The 23,713-nt window shown below is 54.0% G+C and carries 24 protein-coding genes; 10 read left to right on the top strand and 14 right to left on the bottom strand.

Annotated elements, in window-relative coordinates:
- Positions 1-7: 7 nt before the first annotated feature.
- From PHA01_RS06815 to PHA01_RS06785, 7 genes are read right to left on the bottom strand one after another with little or no spacing between them, the layout of a single operon-like run.
- Positions 8-220 (bottom strand): hypothetical protein, encoded by a 213-nt coding sequence (locus PHA01_RS06815; RefSeq protein WP_271894179.1) that lies wholly within the window; start codon positions 218-220, stop codon positions 8-10.
- Positions 210-911 carry a type IV secretion system protein gene (locus tag PHA01_RS06810; protein ID WP_271894177.1) on the bottom strand — a complete coding sequence of 234 codons (702 nt, stop codon included), beginning with the start codon at positions 909-911 and terminating at the stop codon, positions 210-212. Before PHA01_RS06810 ends, PHA01_RS06815 begins: the two co-directional genes overlap by 11 nt.
- A gap of 10 nt (positions 912-921) precedes the next feature.
- Complete coding sequence (locus PHA01_RS06805) at positions 922-2,004, bottom strand: lytic transglycosylase domain-containing protein (RefSeq protein WP_271894176.1); 1,083 nt, start codon at positions 2,002-2,004, stop codon at positions 922-924.
- Positions 2,001-4,415: a VirB4 family type IV secretion/conjugal transfer ATPase gene (locus tag PHA01_RS06800; protein ID WP_271894175.1), complete on the bottom strand. Its 2,415-nt coding sequence runs from the start codon at positions 4,413-4,415 to the stop codon at positions 2,001-2,003. Before PHA01_RS06800 ends, PHA01_RS06805 begins: the two co-directional genes overlap by 4 nt.
- A gap of 5 nt (positions 4,416-4,420) precedes the next feature.
- A complete protein-coding gene (locus tag PHA01_RS06795) occupies positions 4,421-4,720 on the bottom strand; it encodes a VirB3 family type IV secretion system protein (protein WP_271894174.1) in 300 nt (99 codons plus the stop codon).
- Positions 4,721-4,723: 3 nt separating this feature from the next.
- Positions 4,724-5,062 carry a TrbC/VirB2 family type IV secretion system protein gene (locus PHA01_RS06790; protein WP_271894173.1) on the bottom strand — a complete coding sequence of 113 codons (339 nt, stop codon included), beginning with the start codon at positions 5,060-5,062 and terminating at the stop codon, positions 4,724-4,726.
- 16 nt (positions 5,063-5,078) lie between these two features.
- Entirely contained in the window at positions 5,079-5,591 is a 513-nt protein-coding gene (locus tag PHA01_RS06785; protein WP_334312001.1) for a lytic transglycosylase domain-containing protein, read from the bottom strand.
- An 85-nt stretch (positions 5,592-5,676) separates the two neighbouring features.
- Between PHA01_RS06785 and PHA01_RS06780 the strand changes: the two genes are divergently transcribed.
- The 4 genes from PHA01_RS06780 (at position 5,677) to PHA01_RS06765 (ending at position 8,840) form a co-directional block, all read left to right on the top strand.
- A complete protein-coding gene (locus PHA01_RS06780; RefSeq protein WP_271894456.1) occupies positions 5,677-6,129 on the top strand; it encodes a hypothetical protein in 453 nt (150 codons plus the stop codon).
- Positions 6,126-6,752, top strand: a complete 627-nt coding sequence (locus PHA01_RS06775; RefSeq protein ID WP_271894172.1) for a hypothetical protein — start codon at positions 6,126-6,128, stop codon at positions 6,750-6,752. Before PHA01_RS06780 ends, PHA01_RS06775 begins: the two co-directional genes overlap by 4 nt.
- A 247-nt stretch (positions 6,753-6,999) precedes the next feature.
- A complete protein-coding gene (locus tag PHA01_RS06770) occupies positions 7,000-7,665 on the top strand; it encodes a thermonuclease family protein (RefSeq protein WP_271894170.1) in 666 nt (221 codons plus the stop codon).
- A gap of 701 nt (positions 7,666-8,366) precedes the next feature.
- Complete coding sequence (locus PHA01_RS06765) at positions 8,367-8,840, top strand: helix-turn-helix domain-containing protein (protein WP_271894169.1); 474 nt, start codon at positions 8,367-8,369, stop codon at positions 8,838-8,840.
- A gap of 431 nt (positions 8,841-9,271) precedes the next feature.
- Here the strand turns inward: PHA01_RS06765 and PHA01_RS06760 are convergent, their stop codons facing one another.
- Complete coding sequence (locus PHA01_RS06760) at positions 9,272-10,258, bottom strand: class I SAM-dependent methyltransferase (protein ID WP_271894168.1); 987 nt, start codon at positions 10,256-10,258, stop codon at positions 9,272-9,274.
- A gap of 261 nt (positions 10,259-10,519) precedes the next feature.
- Here PHA01_RS06760 and PHA01_RS06755 point away from each other — a divergent pair, with 261 nt between their 5' ends.
- The 3 genes from PHA01_RS06755 to PHA01_RS06745 all read left to right on the top strand — a co-directional run bounded on the left by PHA01_RS06755 (position 10,520) and on the right by PHA01_RS06745 (position 12,996).
- Entirely contained in the window at positions 10,520-11,401 is an 882-nt protein-coding gene (locus PHA01_RS06755) for an AraC family transcriptional regulator (RefSeq protein ID WP_271894167.1), read from the top strand.
- 113 nt (positions 11,402-11,514) lie between these two features.
- Positions 11,515-12,702, top strand: coding sequence for an MFS transporter (locus PHA01_RS06750; RefSeq protein WP_271894166.1), 1,188 nt, complete (start codon positions 11,515-11,517; stop codon positions 12,700-12,702).
- Between the two features lie 18 nt (positions 12,703-12,720).
- Entirely contained in the window at positions 12,721-12,996 is a 276-nt protein-coding gene (locus PHA01_RS06745) for a hypothetical protein (protein ID WP_271894165.1), read from the top strand.
- A gap of 42 nt (positions 12,997-13,038) precedes the next feature.
- Here PHA01_RS06745 and PHA01_RS06740 read toward each other — a convergent pair whose 3' ends face one another.
- Positions 13,039-13,353, bottom strand: a complete 315-nt coding sequence (locus PHA01_RS06740) for a hypothetical protein (RefSeq protein ID WP_271894164.1) — start codon at positions 13,351-13,353, stop codon at positions 13,039-13,041.
- Positions 13,354-13,365: 12 nt separating this feature from the next.
- Positions 13,366-13,854, bottom strand: coding sequence for a BA14K family protein (locus tag PHA01_RS06735; protein ID WP_271894163.1), 489 nt, complete (start codon positions 13,852-13,854; stop codon positions 13,366-13,368).
- Positions 13,855-14,678: 824 nt separating this feature from the next.
- Here PHA01_RS06735 and PHA01_RS06730 point away from each other — a divergent pair.
- Positions 14,679-15,101 carry a putative metallopeptidase gene (locus tag PHA01_RS06730; RefSeq protein WP_334312006.1) on the top strand — a complete coding sequence of 141 codons (423 nt, stop codon included), beginning with the start codon at positions 14,679-14,681 and terminating at the stop codon, positions 15,099-15,101.
- Between the two features lie 268 nt (positions 15,102-15,369).
- On the opposite strand, the gene PHA01_RS06725 is transcribed toward PHA01_RS06730, so the two are convergent.
- The 3 genes from PHA01_RS06725 to PHA01_RS06715 form a co-directional block, all read right to left on the bottom strand.
- Positions 15,370-15,966, bottom strand: coding sequence for a hypothetical protein (locus tag PHA01_RS06725; protein WP_271894162.1), 597 nt, complete (start codon positions 15,964-15,966; stop codon positions 15,370-15,372).
- 98 nt (positions 15,967-16,064) lie between these two features.
- On the bottom strand, positions 16,065-17,189 hold the full coding sequence (locus PHA01_RS06720; RefSeq protein ID WP_271894161.1) for a hypothetical protein: 1,125 nt from the start codon (positions 17,187-17,189) through the stop codon (positions 16,065-16,067).
- Positions 17,190-17,202: 13 nt separating this feature from the next.
- A complete protein-coding gene (locus PHA01_RS06715) occupies positions 17,203-18,243 on the bottom strand; it encodes a hypothetical protein (protein ID WP_271894160.1) in 1,041 nt (346 codons plus the stop codon).
- Between the two features lie 920 nt (positions 18,244-19,163).
- Between PHA01_RS06715 and PHA01_RS06710 the strand changes: the two genes are divergently transcribed.
- Both PHA01_RS06710 and PHA01_RS06705 read left to right on the top strand, forming a co-directional pair.
- The gene (locus PHA01_RS06710; RefSeq protein WP_271894159.1) at positions 19,164-20,246 is read left to right on the top strand and encodes a class I SAM-dependent methyltransferase; all 1,083 of its coding nucleotides are present in this window, start codon (positions 19,164-19,166) and stop codon (positions 20,244-20,246) included.
- Between the two features lie 557 nt (positions 20,247-20,803).
- Entirely contained in the window at positions 20,804-22,885 is a 2,082-nt protein-coding gene (locus tag PHA01_RS06705) for a TgpA N-terminal domain-containing protein (RefSeq protein WP_271894158.1), read from the top strand.
- A 505-nt stretch (positions 22,886-23,390) separates the two neighbouring features.
- On the opposite strand, the gene PHA01_RS06700 is transcribed toward PHA01_RS06705, so the two are convergent.
- On the bottom strand, positions 23,391-23,537 hold the full coding sequence (locus tag PHA01_RS06700; RefSeq protein WP_271894156.1) for a helix-turn-helix domain-containing protein: 147 nt from the start codon (positions 23,535-23,537) through the stop codon (positions 23,391-23,393).
- Positions 23,538-23,713 lie beyond the last annotated feature (176 nt).

Raw genomic sequence — 23,713 nt, 5'->3', positions numbered from 1 at the left:
CCGCCCTCTATTCCAACCTGATCGCAGCAAAGGCGAGGGCTGGGTCGTTTACACTGCGCATCGGCCCACAGTTTTGCCGGCGATCCTCTGCATAGGACGTAAGTTCAGCCGGCCGCTTGCACGGGGCCGTCTTTTCCTTCACGCTCCCGCAGCCTGTCAAAAGTGCCGCTGCAACCAGGAAGCCCAGAGGGAGAAATCGCGACGGGCTATTAGTCGCCATAGGCGAGCGCTTTTTTGCTGTTGGAAATGTCGGTCAGTCGCCGCTGATTATCCGCCTGCAGCGATGACACCGCCCCGTTCATCACGCCGATCATTTCGTTGAGGGTCAATCCAGATTGCACCTGCAACTGCGTATTCTGGTCGATAGAGCCTTTGATGTCTTCGGCCGTGCCGATCTTCTGTCCGGCCGCCTCGAACGCACTGCGCCGCGTTTCCGTGGCCTTTTGCGATCCGTTGATCAGGGCGGAAACACCAAGGACAGTATTGACCAGTTGCTCGTAGGATTTATCCCCAGAGAAATCGCTGTTTTCCTTGCCGGACAGCGACTTCACCAATTGCAGGCCGTTGATGAAAGTCGTCGCGACCCTGGAGATGTCACCATTCATATTGCCGAAGTCGGGAACGCCGCCTTTGATGAGGCTGTCGAGAGAGGGCACCGAAGCGACGCTGAAACCCTGTCCGATGGCAAGGTTCTGCATTGGTTGAGACGTGCTGCCTCTTTCACCGGTCACGGCCTTCAGGGTGTCCTCAACAGTTTTCAGAATGTTCGCGTTGGTGTCGAGGATCTTCGTGGTTGTGTCCGCCGTCTCCTTGGCGATCTCGTAGTTTTTCTTGTCGATCACCGGGACATCGGCATGGGCAACGCCAAGCGACAAGAAGGCGAGAGCAGCAGTCAATTTCAACAGTTTCATGATTTGGCTCCTATTGTGGTTGCAGCATCAACTGCACGTTCGAAGCAGTTTCCCGTTTCTCGATGCAGGCTCGTTTGTCGGGATCCCAGATGAGGTTTAGTTTTGAATCGCACAGATCTGTGGTGTCCCCGGGCCTGTCCTCACTCTTGTCTTTCGATGCCGATTGCGAGGAACTCGAGAGGTTGGACATCGTAACGGCGTTGCGCGAGTTGATGAGGTTGGCCATGACGGTGCCGAGCTTGATGACGTTGTTCATCATTTCCAGATTGGCGTTGCGCGCTGTGGAATTGTGGTCCCAACTGTCCTGAATGGTTCTGGTCTGGAGCCGCGCCAACTGCTGGTACCAGCTTCCAACGTTCGAGAGACTTTCCGTGGTGGCTGTGGTCGTGCCCATGGCGTTCAGCGTGGAGTTTCGCATGCCTGTATAAGCAGTCTCGCCACCACCAAAGTTCAGTGGAATGCCGGATTTGTCTGATCCACCGAAGGCCGGGAGCCAATCCTGTGTGATACTGCGCACGTAGCCCTGCGTTTCCTTGAAGGGCGGGATGCCGCCATATTTATTGACATTGCCAGCACCGGAATTGTAGGCGGCAAGCGCTAGAGCCACATTGCCGTTGTAACACCACAGCTGCTGCTTGTAATAACGTGCACCGCCGCGCAGGTTCTCTTCGATATTGTGCTCGTTCACGCCAAGTTCGGCCGCAGTCCCCGGCATCAACTGCGCCAGGCCTGTGGCGCCGACGCCGGATTTGGCGCAAGGGTTGAACCGGCTTTCCTGATAAACCAGCGCCAGGAACTCGTTTTCATTGACGCCCACTTCTCGGGCCACACGGCGTACGAGGCCGGAGATTTCAGCGTTCTGCTCCGCGGCGCCAACCGGATCGTTGCGGCGGGATGGGCGGTACATGGAGCAGGTGACCGAGGTATTGATCGTATGGCGATCCTTGTCAGCCGTTTCGATTTTGCGCGTCGTCTCGGCGCGCGCAGTGTCTTCTTTCAAAACATTCTTGTCGCTCACGGGGACGTCGGCCGAGGCATGTACGGGAATTTCGAAAACAGCGACAGCCAATAAGGGAAGGGCAAAAAGATTCATGGCCATGCCTCCCAGCCGCAAAACTGAGGAAGCCAAACGTGAGGGTCATCACCCAGCGCATCTCTCAGTCGCGCGCATTCCTCGATGGTTTCCTTGCGGCCGGACAAGACTTTGACTATGTCCGGCATAGCGTTGAGATCAAGCCTTGCAATGACGCTGTCATTGCCGTGCTTGATCAGGAACGTCCGCTTTTCCGGGGGTGTCGTCCGGATGAAGTTGAATTCTTTCACCGTCAGCCCGAAGCGCCTGATGTAACTTTCCTCATCCGCTCGCGGATTGGGAAAGTGGATGTTCGTAGAGGATTGCTCGATTAATGTGTGTGATGCCGGCGCTCGGGCAATATCGGCGGCCGATTGCGTGCCAAAGCCGACGATGCCGTTCAGTTTGCGGATCGTTTTCATCTTGTCTACGATAAACTCGCTGAACGTCGAATCCCGCAAAAGGCGCCAGCCTTCGTCCATGAAAATCATCACCGGCCTGCCGTCGAGAAGCTCGTCAAGACGATGGAAAATATACATGAGCGCGGGCGTCCTGAGCTCCTCATTGTCGAGGATGCTGGTCATGTCGAACCCGAATATCTGTCGCTCGGAGAAGGTGAGGACATCGTGCTGGGCATTGAACAGCCAGGCCTTCTCGCCATCGATCCACGGCCTTAGCCGGGCGCTCAGGTCGTTGGGGCCGGCGCGGGCGCGACCAATCAGAAGACCGGAGAGGTTTGCTAGGTTCCTCTGGGCTGCCGGCTCCTGCATCAGGCGGAGCAGCGCCCTTTCGAGAATGTCTTCCTCTTCCTGGTCGAAATCCCTGCCATCGCCGTGTCTAAGCATGGCCTTGAGCAAGCGAAGCAGGAATTCGCGGTTGGGTCCGCTATTTTCAAGCTGCAGGGGATTGAATCCGGACGATGTGCCGGGCGTCAGCACCTCATAGGCACCGTTCATGGCCCGCACGAAGATCTCGCCGCCCCGGTCCTTGTCGAAGAAAACGGCTTTAGGGGTGGGTCGAACACGAAATGCCTGAGCGAGGAGGAAGGTCAAGACGACGGTCTTGCCGGAGCCCGTCGGTCCCGTCACCAGGAAATGGCCGATGTCCCTGCGGTGGAAATTGAACCAGTAGGGTGTCTGGCTGGTCGTCTCCAGGATGGTGACGGGTGTGTGCCAATGCGTGCCTTCGGTCTGGCCGGTGGCAAAGTTGTGCATGGACGACAAACCGGCATAATTGGCACTGGAGAGAAGCGCCTTTCGGGCAATGTAACTATGATTGCCGGGAAGCTGGGCCCAGAACCCGGCCTCCAGGTTGAGGTCCTCCCGCAGCCAGTTGACGTTCATGTCTGTGAGGCAGGCGCCGAGGTCGGAGACAGACTTATTGATGCCATCCAGATCGCGAGACAGGCATAACAGGCTCATGTGATGGAGGCCGAAGACCGCCTCCTGGTTCATCAAGCTGTTCAGGGCAAAGTCGATATCGTTTTCGACATCGCTACCGGCTTCATCTGAGGCCGCAATCTGCCGTTTCAGACGCGAAATGCGCTCCTGGGCGATCGGCTTGTCCGTGATGGTGAAGGACTGGGTCAGAATGAATTCGTGATTGACCTGCAGCAATCCATCAAGCATGCCCGGACCGGTGAAAGGAGGGTACTCCTTGATCGACAGCATCGCGCCAAGGCGATCCTCGCCCTTGGTCGGCCCCTGAGCCTGCATCGTGCGCCTGGAAAAATGCAGCCGCGAGCTTCCGATGTAGTTGGAAATGTTCATGCGGGGCAGGCGCATCCGGCGGGGAATGCCGCAATTTAGGATCGTCTGGAAAAACTCGCACGGCTCTGAATAAGGTTCTTGCCTGCGATGGACAATTCCGAGGGGGCGTGCGTCATATTTCTGGAGATCCTTGCAGATGTTGCCGACAAGTTCTTCGAGCTCACTCACCGATTCACGCATCTGGTTGTCGATGGCATCTCGCGACCTTGATTTGTAGATGAGGCGCCGCGTTTTATCCCCAAGTGCCAGGGCACCGCGCATTCCAGACCGTATGACACTCAGATAGAGTTCGTTGGTGAACATGCGCTTTTCGCTCAATTGCGCCATGTAACGACGATTGAGCAGGTCGCAGAACGGGTCAGCGAAATCGCCGTCCAGATCGCTCTCGACCTGACGTCTGATGACAGTCGACCATAGGGAAAAGCGGCTGGATCCGAGCGCTCTGATCATCGTGTTTTGCACTGCGGATCGCATGTTGAGCTCGGCCTGATCCTCGGTCTGAAAAAGCAGTCCATTAAGGCGAATGACCGAGAGCAGGGCGCCGCTCTCCAGCTTTATGACCGTGTCGGCGACATGTCGCAGGTAGGGTATATGCTTCGCCATTGGTTTTTCGCGGCTGAGTCTGTTACCAAACCCTAGTTCTTCTCGAATGAGCTTCAGCATGACGGTCAAGGTCCGTAAGAGTTGGCACCCCAAAATGATTTGTTCGGGGTCTTGGGTGTCAGACGTGTTGCGACCTGCAGCACGTCGAGGATCCGGCTGTCCCAGGTGCACAGCGTGAAAAGCATCACGTAGGCGACAGGTGCCGTTAGCAGCGCCCAGACGGTATTTGTGGCGAGCCACGCGATGATCGTCAGGCCGATTACCATGACGACGGCCATGTACGGAACGCCCCACAGGGTCGGCGACCGGGTCAAGCCGATGACGAGGGGGGTCAGGACCGGCTTGTCGTCTTCAAATTCAGCCATCGCTCAGTTCCCGACTGTCGACATCAACTGGTCAACGATCGCTGGTGCTCCAAATACCAGACCAATGCCAAGCACGACTGCGCCTGCGGTGAACCAGCTCAAACGGCCCGCAAAAGCCAGAAAGCCCAGGCCGATAACCGCGATGATGGCGACGAGGCGCCCGAACGGGCCGGTGATGAAATCCACGACCGCCTGAACCACCGTCTGCAGCGGCGCAAAGGCCTGGTTGGTTGCCTGTGCCATGGCGATGTTGCTGGCAAGAAGTTGTGACACGGCCAGCATCAACAAGATCACCGTTATCTGCCTCGTCCTGTTTTGCCGATCGGAAAGGGTGGTTTTCATTCACGTCTCCTTGACTCTAGAAATGCATGACGCCTTTGACGAACCGACTGCCCGATCTGCTCGAGTCATCGCTTGCCTGTGCGCTGGAACCGCCTCCGTCCCTCCTCGCAATGGCCCTCCGGGAGGAAGCTTTCCCCTGCTCAGGTTTGATCCCCAGCTGGTGATTGATGACCGCCGCAACGTAGCGAATGGTTTCGCCGTAGGGCGGAATCCCGCCATTGTCGTACACAGCGCGGCTTCCGGCGTTGTAAGCTGCAGCCGCAAGCAACGGGTTTTGAAACTCGTCGATCAGCGCTTTAAGATAACGAACGCCGCCGTCGACATTGGATTTCGGCTCACACGGGTCCTGCACACCGAGAGCCGTTGCGGTGGAAGGCATAAGCTGCATCGGACCGCGCGCACCTTTCGGACTGTTGCGAACCTGATCATATCGGCTTTCCGCCCAGGCAATGGCTTTGGCAAAATGAGGGTCGATCGCGTAGGCCGCTGCCGTCGCGCCGACCAAAGCTTCGATTTCTGCTGGGCTCAACGGCGAGGGGCCGCATTCCGGCACCACCGAAGGTGACGTTTGGTTTGAATATACTATATTCGCTATCTCAGTCGGTTGCTTGGCGATGGATTTCCCTCCGGTCAGCGCAGAAAAGGACGACATGCTGGCTGACATGTCATCGCTTATGTTCACAATGTTGCCGCCACTGGATTTCGCCAACGCGCCTGATGATCGCAACACAAACTCGTTCTTAGAAATCGCGCCCTTTGTCGAAACTACGATCTCGGTAGGCCGCGCGGCGGCAAGTTGGTCATATGAAAAACGTGAGATATCAGTGGCATCAGCTTTACTTATGCAGCAGGTCATTAAGAAGCTGATGCCTGCGAAAGCGGCGATCTCCTTCGATCTCATATACACCTCGCTTTTGCTTTCCGGTGCTGACCACGCTAGATTTTGCAGCCAGAGCTATCGACAGAACTTGCTATCATGCTTTAGTTGTATTACCGATTGTGTTCATACCTACACGCGAAATGTCGGATTGAAAAGTACAAAATCGGCCCAGGAGACAAAAAAATGAGAATAGAATTGGTAAAGTTCTATGAGAAGTTGACGGTGGCTTTGGCGATTTGCGTGCTTGCAGGTCACTCATGGGCAGCCGGCGCGATCGACCCCGCCTACGTCAAATCCCTGGCAGCCCCAGGAAAGACGGTGGCCGTGGTCGAGTATTACGATCCGGCCGGGAAAGTGGTCGACCGCAAGGGATTTGCCTCACCTGGGGGTTTCCTGGCCGTGTCGCCCGTTGATATCGAAATAAACCAGAAAACGAGGCTTCATCTTTACGGGCTGGAAACCTGTAGCGGCGAGATGGCCAACCGCAAAGAGGGTTTTGCCGGCACATGCGCCGACTTTGCCCGGCAACAGCTTGAAGTCATGGTTAAGGAAGCAAAAGTCCTGTTTTGCCGCGCCTTCCTGACGGAGCGGGAGGCCCCCCGGCAAGATGTGACCTGTTTCGGGTACTACTACTATCCAGGGTCACTCGACACCGTCGACAATCTCGAAGAACAACTCGTTTCGGTGGGTGCACTCCGCCTGGCAAAAAAGCCGGATGGCGCTCTGATGCGGCCCGATCTTGCGGAGGCGGAAAAAATTGGTCGCGGTGGCTTTGGCATGTGGGGGGACCCAAGGGTGCGTGGCCAATGATAAATTTATTCCTCATTGTTCAGGACCTGCCAATTATTTCGGGATCTTTGCCGGAACCCTCCTGGGGACCACCACGGCCCTGGCGGCACTTCGCAGGGGCAAAGCACGTTTTCTTCAGCCTGCGGCTCGATTGGCTTGCGGTGCATATGCCTCATGCCACTGCGGAGCGGGCCGCCCGGCAGTTCAAGCGCGTTCAGCACACAGCAATGCTCCTCAGCAGGGTGACAAAGGATTCTGGGAGCGTCCGATGATCCGGCCCCTCGCACTTGCTTTGGCTTTGATCTTTGGATCGCGCAACGGCGGAGCCGCTGACTTGCCCATTGGCTTGGCCCAGGTCCAAACGGTCGGCCCAAACAAAATTACTGACCGCGTGGCAGTCGTAGACGGACGAACCTTGTGGTTCGCCAACCGGCGTATTCTCGTAAAATTGAACCAAATCGACAGTTGCGATCTGCCGCAATGGGCCTTTGATCCGGAGCCGAACGACAATAGAAGATTTCTGTCCCCGGTGCCTTGCGGTGCTCTCGCCAAAGCTTGGTTAAAGCGGAGCATTGGTAGCCGTGCGGTTACCTGTAGAATAGTGACCGTTCCCGGCCCCAATGACCTGAGCGGAATTTGTTATGCCGGTGACATGGATCTCGCCGATGAAATGCTGCGAGTTGGGTTGGCGCGATTGACCACAGCTTCTCCAAGCAACCCTCGCTATTTCGCAACGCAGCGTCGCGCAATCGGCGCGCGTTATGGGATGTGGGCAACTTATGCCCTCGACATGACGGAGTGGCGTCAAAAGGCAGTGGACAGGACGCTCGGACGCAGACCATTTGCCGACATCAACCTGCTTTCCGAGCGCCAAAGCGAGATCACGCCTCCGTTCGCCGATGCACGCCGTCAACCAAGCCGCCGAGACCGGTAGGCTTTTCAACAACAGGTTTAGGGGGATTTTCCGTGAAATTTATCCTTGCATCAATGCTCACAATTCCATTCGCCCTTTGGTTTACATCGCCCTCTCAAGCCAGCGATTGGGGTTGTGAAGTCCTTTTATGCGCTGCATCTTCCAACCCGTCCTGGCAGGACGTAGCAAGCTGCCGCCCCCCGATGGAGAAACTGATCACGGCCATGAAGAGGCCGGGGTTCTCCTGGCCGATCTGCCAGGGAGCCGGCACCGGCAAGCCTGGATATGAACGATACGCAGAGTGCCCGGAAGGCTGGCAGCCGATTGCCGGTGACAGTGTCCGCGATGAAGCCTCCGCGAAACTGCCCCAGTGCATGCGACGCCAAACGACGTGCCGGCCCGGCTATCGTTCGTCGCGATACTCGGGTAGCCGAACGGTCGCCTCTGACGGTGTGAGGCGGGTCTTCTCAGATGGTCGTTCCTGCGCCTTCACTGAATACATGCAGAGGCCATTGCGGCGCGATCCATATTATTTCGATATGAAGGAGGACATCTCAGGTCAACTCACCCGGTTCTGGTTCAACTTGCGAAAATGACAGATGATCCCGACCGCTAAACGTATGGACTACCTTGATGGATAGCGCCTACTTGAATGAAATGCATAGCATTTGAGCGGCGTCGTGATGTATGACATAAGCGCAACGTTTTGGTGATTGGGGGAAATGACTAAGGATTTAAAAGAGCACATCGCGGAATTGAAACTGGTGCAAACCACTGATCCCGACAATGAAAAACCGGTTTACAGAAGACCAGGTTTCGACGGTATCGCGATATTTGGAGAACTGGATGACAGGCTCGGCGAAGCACTGCGGCGCTGTCGTCAAAAACAAGGTCTTAGCAGGGCGGACATAGCGATACTCGTCGGGCTGAGCGAACAGGTGTACGGACGCTATGAACGAAACTCCTCTAAAATGACCGTCAGCCGACTGATCCACCTCAGCGAAGTCCTTGGCGCATCACCACTTTCCATGCTGTTCAGCACGGCACCTCACTTGTGGGGTAAGTCGGAAGTGGAAGCTGAACGCAGATTCCGGATAATGAAATTGCTGGAGGATCTTCCTGCAGAAACTATGGCTTCCGTCACAACGCTGCTTGAGACTGTTGCAGTTCTCCAGGCAAAGGTGGACGAGACTTAGGCGAGGCGGTTCGCAGCGTTGCGGTTAAAGAAAACGTTCCACCGATCTCATGACTCGCGCCATGGTACTTTCATTCATGGAGGTTCGGGTCTTTGCTAGCATTAGACTAAGATATATCAATTTCGATTGGGCTCCGTGGTTTGTAGACGGGCGAATGTCAATCAGCTGCTTGCGGAGGAACTGTTCTTCAAGAATTTTTATCGCGAGGATTTGTCTTGCCTCGCTTGCTGCGGGCACTTTCGTTTGAAACGCTTGAATAGATGTCGATAGGCGAGCATGCCGATCCAAAATTGCCCAAAGCTCCTGATCCATGCACTTTTCCGATATTCTTGCTGGCGCTTTGCGGGATATCGCCTGCATGCCTGTTTCCTCAAGCGTGTGACTGCTACTGACCAGAATGATGGATAGGGGTTCAAACCGGAGCCTGATCATCAGGTTCTCACCCACCTTGCGAGGTCGGTGTATGGCTCCGGCTCATAGACGTATTCGAGAGGTATCGCAGGATAAACCATCAAGGATAGATAACGCCGAAGATTCTCCCTGCTGTTGCTGGCCGCCAGACCATAGAAGTTTCCGCTGTTCCATGTGACGATGCAGTGGCTAAATTGTGCGTATATGGCGCTCGCCATCTCTGCCAAGGTAACTTGGCCGTCGTGCATTGTTGTGAGCACGAGTTTCGTCTTCCGCGCTATCTCCTTGGAGCCGAAGTAATGTGTCTTGAAGCCAAAGTCCTTTTGAGATTCACGTCCCTGGTAGTCTTCGGGATCAACGGCCCGGAACTTCTCCAAGAGCAAGAGGATGCCGTCAGCCTTGAGATGTTGAGCGACAAACTCGATCTGCTTTTGCCGATTGGGTGAATACATCTGAAACGTGGTGTCTTCCAGGATGAAGTCGAACCCTTCCGAAAACGGTTCAAGCTTTTTGTCGGAATGGAGATGCTCCTTGGTCAACCGATGAAAGGGACCCAGGAAAAAGCTGGCGTAAGTGGGCTCACCAAAAGCCATAAAGCACTTGTAGTTCTCCTCGTTCGGGCTGCACGACAAGGATCGGATACTCCCCCGGCTCATTTCGGATAGCGTGCGAGCCATTGTGCCTTCGGCAGTGCCAAGACTGTAGAGCAACACGTCATTCGTGTTCAATTGACTGTATCGCAGGAGTGCGTGCGCCATACGGCATTCCTCCTCCAGGCGGTACGGAATGCTACTGTGATAGTGTTGGTCGAAGAAACCTTGGCGGCGCGAATGCAGTTCGACAAACCGATGAAGGAGTGTGTCATATGGCAGAAGCCGCGTATCAACGGCGGGTTTGCGAATGGGCATTCCACCCTTGCCGGCCGCGGTCTCCGCAAAGAATCCGGCGAGTTTGTTCAAACGCGGGCCGCGGTCGCATTCGGCGATAAAGTCTGTGAAAGCTTGCATCGTCGTACACCTCCATGATTGCACCCCAAGGTACGATGCCGCCGGACTGTAAGAGGGTATTCTGCGGTCTAGTGCCGATCTGCCGCCAGCGCGTCGTCCGATAGTTGGTAGACGGCTGCTCGACAACGCGCTTTCACCGCCATGCCGTTTTTTCATGAAAGTGCCATCATCGACCAACCCTGGGTTGATCGCGGATTGTTTGGCAACCCAAGATTCATCTATAACTCGTTGTGACTAGTTAACTTGGAAGGGATTGCCTCTTTGACGGAGACATATGACTTTCAACCTGATGAGGTCCGTCGATCGGATCACAGCACCCTCGTCCATCAACATATTAACTGGGGTATGGTTCGAGCGCACATCGTTAAGAGAACGGGGTTGGCACGTCAGGAGACGCGCATTGCGCCTGACCAGCACTCGTTTTTGATAAACCTGAAAGGCGGGGCACGGTCTGGTGAGGATTTCGTTGAGGGCCGTTCCGTTGGTTTCACTCCCCGCCGTCCGGGCTCCGTCGTTTTCGTACCTGCTCACCGTGAATGGACTGGATGGGACGAAGGAGACGCCACCGGTTCGTATTTATTCGTCTCCGTCGATACCACGTTCATTGAGGAAGCCCTCGGTTCCAAGCACCTGGTGGGGTTGAAGCCGGCCATCGGGTTTCGCGACAACATGATCGAGGACGCACTTCAAAGGATCGCGGCGGAGCTCCATAATCCCGATCCAATCAGTGTTACTATGGCTGAAAGCCAAGCCGTCCAACTGTTCGTACAGTTACTCAGACTCAACGGCGTTGGTTTGGAGCCAGCCAAAGGTGGTCTCACACCGCTCAATCTCAAGCGTATAAACGCCATCATCGAGAGCCGACCGGCGAACCCGCCGAGCCTGGAGGAACTTGTTCGAGAAATTGGCGTAAGTCGACGGCACTTTTTTCGCGCGTTCAAGCAATCTACAGGCAAAACGCCTCATTCATACGTTGCAGAACATCGGTTGAAACGTGCAGTCGATCTCCTTCGTACCACCGATCTTTCGGCGACCGACATTGCACTGGGATGCGGATTTGCGAGTTCAAGTCACTTTACCGTTGCCTTCAAACAAGCCTTAGGCACCGGCCCCTCCGAGTTCCGCCGCCGGTGGCGCAGTTGATGCGCATGTCCAAGATTTTTTGGCACGATTTTGAAAGTCCGGCACAAATCAGAAAGCATGACCGCCGGAAATTGCCGTTGATGCTTGCATAGCCATTTCCCGAAAGCTGCCAAATGCCCCGATCCTGTTCCGTTGCAGTCCATGGATCGTGTTCGTTCAACTGGTACCTCGCGAGCACGTTTGCTTCGGCCGTAGGGCGCAACGCGTACAACTTTGCTTGCGCCTGGATTCTCGTTGTTTCGGGATGCGGCGTATCAGCCGTGGCGGTGTTTTTCGCATCTTTAAGCATGACAGAATTGATCGCGAGCCCGCTCGCAGGATGGATGTCTGATCGCTACGATCGACGCGCTCTCTGTTTGATAGCCGACTTCGTTCGCTTCTTAGCCGCGTTGGCTCTGGGGGCAATCATGCTAGCGCCGGATTTGCGTTGGGCGATCTGGCTGTCGACAATTCCGTTCGCGGCGTTCGACCGGATTGCGCTTACGGCGTCTCAGTCAATGATACCATCCGTTGGCGCTGGCTTCCCGCTGTCGACAGCAAACTGCATCGCGTGCTTCTTGACGCAATCAGGAAGTTTGGTGGCAGCAGCGCTCACTGGTGTCTTGCTCTACGTCTGGACCCCGACGTTTACGCTCGCAGCAATAGCCGCGGCTTTTGCGATATCTGTATGCTGCATGTGTCTCGTCCGACGAGAACCGCTCTCCCTTCAGGATGCACGAAATACAAACGAGTCAGAACTGCTTATCGACCGCCATCTGCTTCGACTCGGCGCCATTTACGCACTTCTGTACCTCGGGGGCATGTTGGTAAGCGTTATTGGCCCGAGCTTCGTGTTTGAAGAACTTAAAGGCAGCGCAATAGATTTTGGACAGCTTGAAAGCGCTTGGTCCGCTGGTTCCATTCTGGGTGCTATACTTCTTATACCGCTGGTCCGGATCATAGAGGTTCCGATCTTGCAATTGATCATCGTCGCCCTTACCGCTTTCTCGTTTGCGGCTTTGAAAATGGTAGATCTGCCGTGGGCGCCACTCGTATTTGCTGTACTTGGCGTACTCTATAATCTGGGCAGGGTTGCCGTTGAGGTCACGCTTCAATCGAGCGTTCCACGATCGACCTTGGGGCGGGCAAAAGGCGCTTTGCATTGTACCGGGATGTTGCTCGGTTTGGTCCTTTTCGGAATCGGGGCAGTGTTTTCCGGTGGGATATACCCCTCTACAATATTTCTGGTATTCGCCGGGATTCTCGCTGTGAGTACAATCGCCCTGGTCATTTTGCGGATCGATTGGAACCACAAGGACTGAACAGCGAATTTTGGCTTGATGACCCATTGGAACATTAAGAAGGTATTCGTTCTACATAATGGACGCAGCTTGCGAATTGGTCTCTTTGACGGTTCGTTCGCGGTTGAAGATGCCAACACAGTGGCGTTGTTTGGCCTTGCAGCGAATCCACGTGCTGCCTTGGGCAATAATGCCAATTTTACAGCGGTAATGGTGGCACTCCTTAAACTGGCAGGCACGCCAGCGGCGGATAAGCTGCCATATCTAACCGAGCCTCAGCAGCCGCCACCGGCAGGCTCTTCAGAAATCGACTAGTAGTTCTGCAAAGGCTTAAGCCGCATGAGATATGGAACAGTCTCAGCCCCGATCCATTTTCTCCCGCAATTCGGCGGGCGCATGCATTGCCGCTTCCTCGCGCGTCATGCCCTCTTTCATGTACTTGATAATCAGACGCTCCTGAAGTTCCAGCTCTTGCACAGTGTGTTGGTCTAAGGGGCTCTCCGGGGATTTGCACTTGCGCTTCATGGCCGCTCCACTTTGTCTCACCATGAGTGCTGTCAGAAAAATGTGGCATTCATCATGCACAATGGGGAAATATGCGCAGCCGTTTGAGGAGAAGCCGAAGAATCCGGTAGCCTGCGCGTCGGGGAAAAGCGCCAGGTGGCTCGCCAACTACGCTCGCAATCAATAATAGGACGAGACGCACGGCCGTCGCGGACCGTAGTAGGGCTGGAACGTGTTGTCGTAAGCCCTATAGGACCGGTAGCGCGCATAGCACCAGCGCGTATGTGTACCGCCATAATAGACCCGGCGGTAATTGCGTGGCGCGTAGTAGCGCGGACGGTAATAGGTCGACCCGTAGTAGCCCTCATCGTAGTAGCTGGGGCCATAATACCTCGGCTGTGCCAGCAATCCGCCGATGATTACGCCAGTCGCGAGCCCGCCCAGTGCCCAAGCCCAATCGTCGTTACCATTGTAGTATCTGTGCCCGCGGTAGCCTCGATAGCCGCCCCAGTATCCACGGTTGTAACCGCCGCGGTAACGCCTGTACTGGACCGGCTGCGCCTCTTCGACTTCGATCTTCGGCACGGCAACGGTGGGAAACGCCATGGCCGCCGGGACGCTCGTCAGCGCCGTCACCAGCGACAGGGCAAAGATTGCTAACCTTTCCATTGGCTATCATTCCTCTGCAGCATCCTGCGTCGAATACGGCGCGCAAGGACGCTACCTTTAAATACGCTGCGTAATTTTACCCTAAAATCGATTTTGACTCGAGAAAATTATGCATTAGTAGCTTTCCTTCAAAATGGACCCATTCCGGTGTCGCATCGCCCCGCGCGGAAAATGCATTTCGTCGATGGCGGACGCTCGTATTGTGGTTCTCGTTCGATCCGGTGACCAACGCGATCCACTCACAGTTCTGCGGTTTATGGGCAGCGTAGGAACTCGACAGAAGCCGATGTTCGCCTTCTGTCACAGCAGCGCGTCGATGCTTTCGAAGAAATGTTCGAAGCTCTTCGAGGCGGTGATTTAAGGCTCTCAATTGAGGTTCTTTTCATGATAGGTAGAGCGCGATTAGTTTCCCTTGTGATCAAGCATGTTTTTCGCGCCACATGCGATCGGCTTTGACGAGCGCATTGGCGGTGACGAGAAGCTTGCGCATAAACCCAGCCCAAGCAGATAGCTTGCGGCACATGGAGGTTTATTCTCCAAAATCAGTTTCGTAGGATGGCGCATTCGGTAGCGCTCGGCTCATGCCGTCGGTTCCCAATCCGGCTCCTGCAACCAATCACGATTGCGCGTTCGGAATGCGCCGGACCCGTCCTAACCAATTCCGCAGAAAACCTAAAATCAGGCCTACGCGGCCGGCTTCTGCTGCGTAGGCCTCTATTAGATTTCGCTTAAAGCGGGCGATACATTTTGGCGCGATCCGGCGAACACCTTCTGCATAAACATGGGCTTCATCTTCATCCACTCCGGCACTCGTCAGCAAGCCGATAAGCCCGCCGGCAGCCCCGCCTGCCACTGCACCTGCCGCAGCCCCGGCCGCCGTCGCTGCGAGCTGCGCGCTGATTGAACATGAGCTTTATCACGCTGGTCAGGACCGCGATTCATTCGGTGCCCCAAAGTTCCGTAAGTCAACGGGATTGCCAGTGTTCATTCTCAGGGGACATGACATCGAAGAGTTCATCGGTGTCGTCCGTCGTTACGGGCAGATGCTTCACATGTTCGCGCACTGGTTGATGCTGCCAACGCAGGGCCAGAGGTCGCGAATGTCCGTATCGTTCATGCTTGCGGGACATGTCAGCTGCGCGCTGCCTAGCTCTGACGCTGCGTCGGCTTGGCTTCATACTCAAGAAGCGGCGTTGCACGTGGGACATTTCTCTCATCCAATGACGCCCAAATCCTCAGATGGCTGAAGCAAGCTCCTCGCTTAAAACGTTCGAGGAACGTTAGTTTCTCAAGCGCGAGCCACTGAAAACTAAAGCGTCCTACTTGATCCACAGAGCTAGTAGCAACAGTCATTCCCATCCAAGCTCGGTCAGAGTAAGGAGTCCCGACCGCCGGTTTACTTCGTGTGCCCAAGGAAAGGATTGCTCGTCCTCAAACGGCTCAATGGACAAGTCTACGCCGTACGATATGCACTCCTCCTCGTTCGATAACATAACGGGAGGTGTGGCGGCGATCTTAGGGTTTGGGAGAAAAACGATAACCTTTATACGTTCCAAAACTCTTGGTTTCGATAATATCGTAATCGGCTGCAAAAAGATCGAGTACAGATGCCGACATCGTCGGATCATTGTTAGAAATGATAACCCATCCATTTTGCATCAACCGCTCTTTTGCGCGGTGCACGGTAAGCCTTAGTGTCTCGGTTGGCAGGAAATAGAAGCTGGTGAAGTTCGTGTAGGAAGTCCACTGCGTTTGCGGTTCAGTTATAACAATGTCCGCAATCACATCGAAGGCGGTAACCCCCTCGCCATATGTTTTTGTGATGTAGTCTATCGCCTTGCCGCGATCTGTTTTGGTCGGATTCTCGAAATAGTCGGTCATGACCCTGTCGAGGTTTCCACCGTTAAAGGTCAATATATTGTCATAGCGGTTCGGGCTCGGCGCGAACTGAGCAACCAAAACCCAGCTAATCCACAGCGCCAACGTGCTCGCCGTCCATACGCGAATGATTGTCGCCGTGGCATTGAGCGCCAGGTAGATCAAGATCAATGCATAGTATGGGAAGAGTGACAGGACGTTGGCATCGTGACTGCGGCCTATATAGTAAATCATGGCCCCATAGCTCAACAAGATGACGCAAAAGAGGTTCTGAAACTCGCGGTCCAGTCCCGTCCGTCTATATATGGAAACGAGCGTGTAGATCGCGAACGTCAGTGATAAGACAACGACGAGAATTGGACCAATTGGGTTGACTGCAACGCCCCTGGCGGGTTTATGCCGAACGAAAACAACATGTTCGGGTCTGGTAACACTCCGTATAGAGCCAAGTATAACGCCAGGGCCATCACGAGTGTGGCAAGGGCGACCCCAATCAGCACTAATGCAGATCGGATAAAACTCCAGAGGATCGCCGATGGTGTGCCGCCGCGCGGTAGATTGATGAGGATGCACTGCGGCCACCAAACGAAGGACACCATGAATAGCGATTCAATAGACCACAGCGCTCCGATGGCCCAAAGGATATGAAGCAGCCAACTGGGGCTTTTTAGGACTATTGCGGCAGCCAGCACCGCAACAGGAAAATATCTGATGCCTCCCAGCGACGGGGTTATATTCGCGAAGCTCGGCCCACCGGCCCAAAAGAAGCACGTAGCAAGCACCGTTGATAGCGCGGCCAACCAAATCAAAGGGTTGTAATCCCTAGCCCGCCTGACAACGACCAGGGCTGTGCAGGTGAGACTTAACCAAAATAAGAACTGAAGCACGCCGAAGACATAGAACGTGCCAGCGACCCATCCCATTTTCGACGCAGCTGCCATGAGCAGGGGTGGCACGAGTCCGTATTGGGAAGGGAAGTCTCTGTAGATGACTAGCCCCGCACCAAGGCTTTTTGCCGGGGCCAGGTAAGCGCTCCAATGATACCAACCGCTTTCAAAGAACTTGATGCCAGTCGTGTTGGTCGGATCCGGTTCATAGGGACCGGACGAAAAGTTGAGCACGAACGCGATAGCAGTAAACGCTGCGAGTATCGCGGCGCACAAAACGGATCGGTGCCGCTCACCGGGAACTAGGAGAAGTAATAGAAATGGCACCGCAAGCGCCACCACGCAGGCGATGCGTGCTGGCGTGGCTTGGATACATGTTAAAAAGAACAAAGCACCAGCCATCGCGAAACCTAGAGTGGCTGTGGACCATGTCGACGGCTCATAACTATACCGCCGCATTGATGGTTGCTGTATTAGAAACGCGAGAACCAAGAATAGCGGAAGCACCGCAATTGCAATGCCGATACCAGCATAGGCGAACAATTCGAACGTCTCTCGCTGCAACGTCAATTTGGGAGAAATCCTATTCTCGGCGCGCTAGTCTGATTGGCTCATTGCCTGGCGCAACTCCTCGAAACCTTAACACACCCCGCATCGCATTTACTATACTTCGCAACGGGCTAGTCATGCGCCATGAAGTGCTGGAATAAAGCATATCAATTCTTTCGTCGCAGCCTCTAATTTCGGAGTGTTGCAGCGAGATTGTTTCAGACATGTTTGCCAACGCGTTTTGCGCATCCATCAGTTGTGTCTGAAGGGCCATGACTTCAGTTGCGGCAGATTGCTTCGCCGTTATAGCCTGACTAAGCATTTCTTCCGTTGCGGCATTTGCTGCTCTGCTTTTTACCAGTTCACGCCTAAGTGCCGCATTATCGGCTTTTTCGAGCGACGGCGGGTGTTCTGGTGATGCTAAAAATTCGCCGCCAATCTCCTTTTTTACCCTCACTTTTTTCCGATCTACGAGCTTGTTGTGCGCGGCAATCGCAGCTTCTTTGGTGACGGATGAAGGCAAGCATCCGTTGAGAGCGCGATAAAGATATTCAGGGTCCTCAGCAAATCGAGGAAAGGCCACCAAATAAATTGGCACTTCCGCCTTTACCAGCCTTTCCACTAGGTGATGAAATCCAACTGCAAGCAAACGCGCCTGGTCGAGTGGGTTCAGGGAATACACTGTCCCCCCAGGCGTTGTTCCCCATGCCTGCCACGGAGCCATTTCCTCAGTAAACCACTGGTATTGATTGTGTATGTTCTGTAGTTCGAGGATGGTTCTGCTGCTTGCTGCCTCGGACAAATCCCTAACTGGGATTATCACACCGTCAATTTTGACATCACCGCTCGCCAAAATTTCATCGATAGACTGAAATAGCCACGGGGATTTGATGACATAAGGTTCCTTCCCGTTCCCGTGCAAAACCTTATCTTCTAGCCCTGCGTTAGCGTCGTCACTCCAACCCACAACATCGCTAACAGATACGTGTGTTTCGAGTCCTAACTCTGTCAGATATTTTACAAGAAGGCTTGTTCCAGCGCGACCTGTTCCAGCAATAAGTAGATGATTCTTCATTTGGTTTGATCAACACCCAAGCTTACACAATAAAGTTCATTATCGCATCAATGCCCAGGGCGCTACAGTGCACTTGGGGACTCGAAGCATTTCGTCAGTTTGTAGGAATGCACCATCGTCGCGGGAAGCTCTGGCGAGCGGACGATCGGGATGGTTACGTGCTCGACAAAATCATTCACAACCGCCGATATCGAGGCAACCAAACGCTTGCTGTTCGTCTGCTGAAAAAGAAGGGACTAGCGCGCGCGAACCCACATCTCCCGCTGCGACAGCCGGAGCGGGAGATGGAAGTATTTCGGGAGCCTCAACGTTCCTCTCGGCTGTCTCCGCGGTCCGCAATCGCTTTCCGCCTTACAAGACGCGCCGCCACGGCAATTCACTCCATCGCAGCGGAGTTGCACACTGGAGGTCCGTCACCAGTGTTGCTGCCTGAAGTCCGGCATGAACCACGCTTTGTTTTCAATCGAGTTGACCTGACCTCACCGTGGGAGGTTCCGGAAGGAAAGCCGCTCGCCGTCTGATGCGAGGAGAAGTTGATATACTAGCCAGCCTTTTGGCCGCGCATTGCATGGCTATCGCGTAACAAAAGCAATCGGTCATATCAGGCAATTCGTAAATGTCGACATGGTTCGCCATCCAGTTTGTCGATAAGCCCACCAAAAAGACCGCGACTAGGGGGCGCAGCCAGTTGCCGAAAGCACGTGCGTATCAGCGAACAAAGTTCGGTTGACCACTCTCTCTGTCGCTTGTTCGATAAATAGAGATCCGAACCGTCAGTATTGGTTCGGTCGTCGTCGGCTCCTGGGACCTGTCAATGCCGCACTAAAGGAAGTCACACGCGGTTCTATAGACGTCGGGAAACATCTTGACCAGGACTGGACCACAGTATTCACTCCTGAGAAAACAGGAAAGAGGGCCGTATGCAAAACTCCAGTACGAGGGTGGCGGAGATAAATACAAGCGGAAGTGCTGTGCAGGATGTGCTCGCAAAAAGCGCTGCACCGATTTTCTGGGATGCGGAGTTGATTGACCGGCCAAGCACATGGTTCGGTCATGTGCCCTTCGCCCACTGGATTGTTGCCGTCACCAAGCCCAGGGTGATTGTTGAGCTTGGGACGCATGCTGGCGTTTCGTACGCGGCGTTTTGCAATGCTGTTGTGCGAGAAAACCTCGGAACGAAATGCTTCGCCATAGATACTTGGGAAGGCGACGAACACGCCGGTAAGTATTCAGAAGACGTCTTTTGGCACCTTCGAGAATACCATGACGCAACTTTTAAGACGTTTTCGACCATGCTCCGCTCGACATTCGACGAGGCAGTCAACCAGTTTGACGACGGATCAATCGATTTGCTGCACATCGATGGGTTTCATACCTATGAGGCAGTATCCCACGATTTCGAAACCTGGCGCCCGAAACTATCAGATCGCGGTGTTGTGCTCTTCCATGACACCAATGCTCATTTTGAGGGATTTGGCGTTTGGAAGTTCTGGGATGAGGTAACGCAACGTTATCCCGGTTTCGAATTCCTCCATAGTCATGGCTTGGGTGTTTTAGCGCTCGGCACCGCCTTGCCGGAAACGCTACGCCAATTGTTTGCATTGAACGATGCCGATACCGATGAGTTTCGGACCCGGTTCGAGTTTGCCGGCGATCGATGGGCTTCTGAATCTCGTTCAATCCAACAAAAGAAAGAGCATGCGTTGCAGATCGAAGTGGCCAACGGCCAAGCGGGATTGGCAATTCAAAACGTTAAGAATGATGCAGCCCAGGCAATCAAGTCCGTCAAGGATGATGCGGAAAAAACAGTGTATTTGCTGCGCGAGGAAACCTCTAGAATTATATCGTCGGCCCAGTGGGACAAGGAACACATGGAGCGCCGGCACAGTCAAGAAATTGCGAATTTGCAAAATGCCTTTGAATCCCTACGTAAGTCTACATCTTGGCGTATCACCAGCCCGCTAAGAGCTCTAGGAAATGTCGTAGCCAAAATACGGAAATAAAAATCTCACTCCATATAGTTCTTCCTCATAAGGCCAGCACCATATCACTGCAACTCTACCGCCATATTAAGACTTTTTTGTCTACGTCCCATACAGGCTCGAAACGCTCGAACTGAGGCGATCGGCTAGCCGTCCTAAGGCGTCCAGTCAGTTCCACCGTAGTCGCCGTGTGTGGCTGCACATGCCCCGTGTCACTTGGCTCAGCACCTCGCAGTGCGCGTGCAGTCACTGCGGCATAGCTTTCAATCCGCGCCGGTGTTCGGCGAAAAGATCGAATATGCTTGCCAGGACGGTGCGTTCTTAGCATTGTCGCTGCTGCGGTTGCGAGTTTTTCTTTGAGAGCAGTGACTTGATCGCACAGTGCACTTGAAATCCCGGACTTTACCCGCAGATCACCCCAACAAAAAATTTCAGCAACTTACCGCTAATGGACGCGTACTACTGGGCCTCCAGCCCGGACCAGAGAAGTAAACGGCTCGGACCAACCATGGACATGTTGACTTGATTTTTATTAAGGAAAGTTTCTTTTATCCCCGTCAGCAAATCCGAGAATCAAAATGCAATTGGAATTCAAAAAAGTGCGATTTAAACGCTCAAACGACCCGCAGACGCGGTGGTTGATCATCGCGGTGGCTATGGCCGCGCCTCTTATCTCCGCGTTCGTTGCCGCCTATGTTCACTTTGAAAATCCGGCATACGTTTGGGATTACGGTGCCTACTGGGAATATTTTAAAACCTATGCACACCTGATTAGCTCAGGGGCAAATGGGTGGCCAACACAGCTCGGGAGGGAGATTGAGACTTTAGACTATAACCCATTGGCGTCGGTGCTCCTTTACCCGGTATACCTAATCGGCGGAGAAACTCGTACCGCATACGTAATTGGCATTTGTCTTGTATACTTGCTGCCGGCGGCGTTCGTGTTTTCATTACTTTCAAAACAAGTAGTTCCACGTGCCAATGCTGTACTAGTATTTATAATGGTGCTGACTTACATTCCATTTTGGACGCCAAGTTTGCGGGGAATGGTAGACATTGTGGGCCTTATCCCACTGGGATTGGCGACCCTGGTTCTGCTACGCACAAACTTCTTATCGCGCAATGCGCTCTACAATTCCTTACTTTTAGGCATTCTTATTTACTTGCCATTTCTTTTTCGACGATGGTACGCTTTTAGCATTGTATCATTTATGGCTCTCGCATTTCTATTTGTGATGATCCAACGACTTCGAGAAGGCAAGTCGATGCCACGCGCCGTAATGGCCGCGGCCTTCTTGCTAGGGTTAGCAGGTATAGTAGCATCCGTCTTAGTGTTGCTAATTCAATTTGATTTGGTTGAGCGCATTCTGACCACCAACTACTCCGAACTTCACGCGGGTTGGCAGACTGACTTTAAATCTCACATGATGTTATTCCCCGGATTTCTCGGCTGGTATTTCATTTCCGCGATTGTCTTAGGCGTCGGTTTATCTTTCATCACGCTGAATCCGGGAGCCATCTTTTGCACTCTCGCGGCGACCTTAACATTCTTATTGTTTATTCGTGTCCAAACGCTTGCCTTCCACCATTTTCTTCCCATCGCCGCTTGGCTTTTGGTACCTTATGTCGTGGCAACGGAGCGGCTAGGACGGCAATTAACAAGGCTACCTGAAGTAGTTCGGATGGGCCCATTTGTGGCGGCCGGCCTGGCCGTGTTCATTCTCAGCATCGTCCCAGGACTTAACAAGGGTGGGAATTATATTGAAGGACTGGTACCAAAATCCTCTAGTTTCCCGTTGCATCTGGACAATTATAGCGAGTACGAAAGGCTGGTAGGCGACTTAGACAGGATGCTAGATTCGAACGCCAAAATTGTCTGCTTTTGCTATAGTTTTGAAATGGCAGATGCGATGTTGGTTGCACTCGATCCTGCGCTACTTCCGCGGGTTAGCTATGTGTCTTATACGCCGACTGTCACCCTAATAACCCCCGACAACCTGAGAGCAGAATATGCCCTAGTTCGATCCGATCCCGGACGACGGACTGTTCCACCGACTTGGCAGCACCTTAGTATTCCCGCGGAGATGATCCTTTCACAAACTGGAATCGGCTCGGGATTCGAAAAACTCGGTACCTATAATTTATCAGGCGGGCAGACTGCAGATTTGTTTCGCCGTACTCGGCCCGTTACAAAACCCGAAGTTGTAAATCTCATCAACGAGCTAGGCGCATCCTATCACAAAGACTTTTGGCCCCAGTTCAAAAAAACGATGGCTCTACCCTTTGCGTTGCGACAGGACAGGCTTGGTGACGTGTATGGCACGAGTTATCCGGCAGCGGATGAAACGACACTTCTAATGCGCCCCGGCCTAAAAATGCCGAGTTCTACCACTATCCCGATGGATCCTGCGTTGACCGACTTGCACGGCGGGGTCGTCCTTTCTATCTCCGACACAGTGTCGGCAAGTTGCTTGGCGAGCGATGGCGCTGACGTGTCGCTGACATTCAATGACACTCCCATTTGGCAAGGGGAGATTAACCCTGGCGGATCGACTGAGGTCGAACTTCCAAAGGAAACTGGCAATCTCAGCATCCTTGTCGACAAGCAAGGTGATACTGACTGCGGCCACCTAACAGTTCGCTTCGAGAAGATGTCATGATGGGCACAGCAAGTCAGTTAGGTCGCGCTTGCGCAGAGCATAGGTACAGCAAATGGGACTCGTATAGGTACCCCGCATTGACCGTCGGCGACCAGGCATCATCTCCGAAGTGAAGTTTCGGCACGAGCGTGAGAGCGTCCATCATTGCCTGAGCAAGACCAGGACGCTGAAGGATATGGACGGAGTTCTCGATAGAACAGGGCGCGGGGTGGGGGAGCATCGGCGGCAGACGGCCTCCCGGCGCCACCCAGATTGTTGACGTTACCGCACAATATCTAGCCAATGCAAAATGCTTGGATGCGGGCTGAATCGGTGGCCGTGGCGGCGCGGGCATATGCACCCGCAGCCGGGCGCGTCGCTCCGGTATGCGATGCCACAGTTTAATTGCCTGACCGTCCTTCGAATAGGCAATCGGTAGATCATTTCGTGACAGAGCCTCATTCCATTCCGGACGCCTTCCAGATTCAGACGATTGGCCACTTGCGCGGACAACAAAGCAATTGCGCTACAGTTCTCGAGAGATCGTCGAACAATGTCGTCCGAGTTTCTCCCTAATCACGTCAGCGCTGATCTTATCCGCGTGCCAGCGTTCAATTTTGCGATGTTCATCGAGAGTGATTTGGGGATAGGGGCGCCGTAGCAGTCCATTCATGAGATTCCTTTGATGGGTTAAACGATTGGTACGCTATAAAGTGGCCCTTCGAAGAAGCCACCCAGGAACAGGACACTGACTATCTCGCGCAAGTGCCACCGCTACTCGATCAGATCGAGGATGAGATCGGTTAGGTCACCGCAGACGGGCCTATGATGGCGCGCCGAATATCGGAC

This window comes from Candidatus Phyllobacterium onerii (genome assembly GCF_028331445.1).
GTDB lineage: Bacteria > Pseudomonadota > Alphaproteobacteria > Rhizobiales > Rhizobiaceae > Phyllobacterium > Phyllobacterium onerii.
The sequence above is the reverse complement of the archived record's forward strand: the minus strand, read 5'-3'. Positions and strand labels throughout refer to the sequence as shown.

What these genes read in the sequence shown, in the direction of transcription:
- PHA01_RS06815 (WP_271894179.1), bottom strand. Translation starts at nt 220, where the DNA reads ATGGCGACTAATAGCCCGTCGCGATTTCTCCCTCTGGGCTTCCTGGTT.
- PHA01_RS06810 (WP_271894177.1), bottom strand. Translation starts at nt 911, where the DNA reads ATGAAACTGTTGAAATTGACTGCTGCTCTCGCCTTCTTGTCGCTTGGC.
- PHA01_RS06805 (WP_271894176.1), bottom strand. Translation starts at nt 2,004, where the DNA reads ATGAATCTTTTTGCCCTTCCCTTATTGGCTGTCGCTGTTTTCGAAATT.
- PHA01_RS06800 (WP_271894175.1), bottom strand. Translation starts at nt 4,415, where the DNA reads ATGCTGAAGCTCATTCGAGAAGAACTAGGGTTTGGTAACAGACTCAGC.
- PHA01_RS06795 (WP_271894174.1), bottom strand. Translation starts at nt 4,720, where the DNA reads ATGGCTGAATTTGAAGACGACAAGCCGGTCCTGACCCCCCTCGTCATC.
- PHA01_RS06790 (WP_271894173.1), bottom strand. Translation starts at nt 5,062, where the DNA reads ATGAAAACCACCCTTTCCGATCGGCAAAACAGGACGAGGCAGATAACG.
- PHA01_RS06780 (WP_271894456.1), top strand. Translation starts at nt 5,677, where the DNA reads ATGGATTTCCCTCCGGTCAGCGCAGAAAAGGACGACATGCTGGCTGAC.
- PHA01_RS06775 (WP_271894172.1), top strand. Translation starts at nt 6,126, where the DNA reads ATGAGAATAGAATTGGTAAAGTTCTATGAGAAGTTGACGGTGGCTTTG.
- PHA01_RS06770 (WP_271894170.1), top strand. Translation starts at nt 7,000, where the DNA reads ATGATCCGGCCCCTCGCACTTGCTTTGGCTTTGATCTTTGGATCGCGC.
- PHA01_RS06765 (WP_271894169.1), top strand. Translation starts at nt 8,367, where the DNA reads ATGACTAAGGATTTAAAAGAGCACATCGCGGAATTGAAACTGGTGCAA.
- PHA01_RS06760 (WP_271894168.1), bottom strand. Translation starts at nt 10,258, where the DNA reads ATGCAAGCTTTCACAGACTTTATCGCCGAATGCGACCGCGGCCCGCGT.
- PHA01_RS06750 (WP_271894166.1), top strand. Translation starts at nt 11,515, where the DNA reads ATGCCCCGATCCTGTTCCGTTGCAGTCCATGGATCGTGTTCGTTCAAC.
- PHA01_RS06745 (WP_271894165.1), top strand. Translation starts at nt 12,721, where the DNA reads ATGACCCATTGGAACATTAAGAAGGTATTCGTTCTACATAATGGACGC.
- PHA01_RS06735 (WP_271894163.1), bottom strand. Translation starts at nt 13,854, where the DNA reads ATGGAAAGGTTAGCAATCTTTGCCCTGTCGCTGGTGACGGCGCTGACG.
- PHA01_RS06725 (WP_271894162.1), bottom strand. Translation starts at nt 15,966, where the DNA reads ATGATTTACTATATAGGCCGCAGTCACGATGCCAACGTCCTGTCACTC.
- PHA01_RS06715 (WP_271894160.1), bottom strand. Translation starts at nt 18,243, where the DNA reads ATGAAGAATCATCTACTTATTGCTGGAACAGGTCGCGCTGGAACAAGC.
- PHA01_RS06710 (WP_271894159.1), top strand. Translation starts at nt 19,164, where the DNA reads ATGCAAAACTCCAGTACGAGGGTGGCGGAGATAAATACAAGCGGAAGT.
- PHA01_RS06705 (WP_271894158.1), top strand. Translation starts at nt 20,804, where the DNA reads ATGCAATTGGAATTCAAAAAAGTGCGATTTAAACGCTCAAACGACCCG.
- PHA01_RS06700 (WP_271894156.1), bottom strand. Translation starts at nt 23,537, where the DNA reads ATGAATGGACTGCTACGGCGCCCCTATCCCCAAATCACTCTCGATGAA.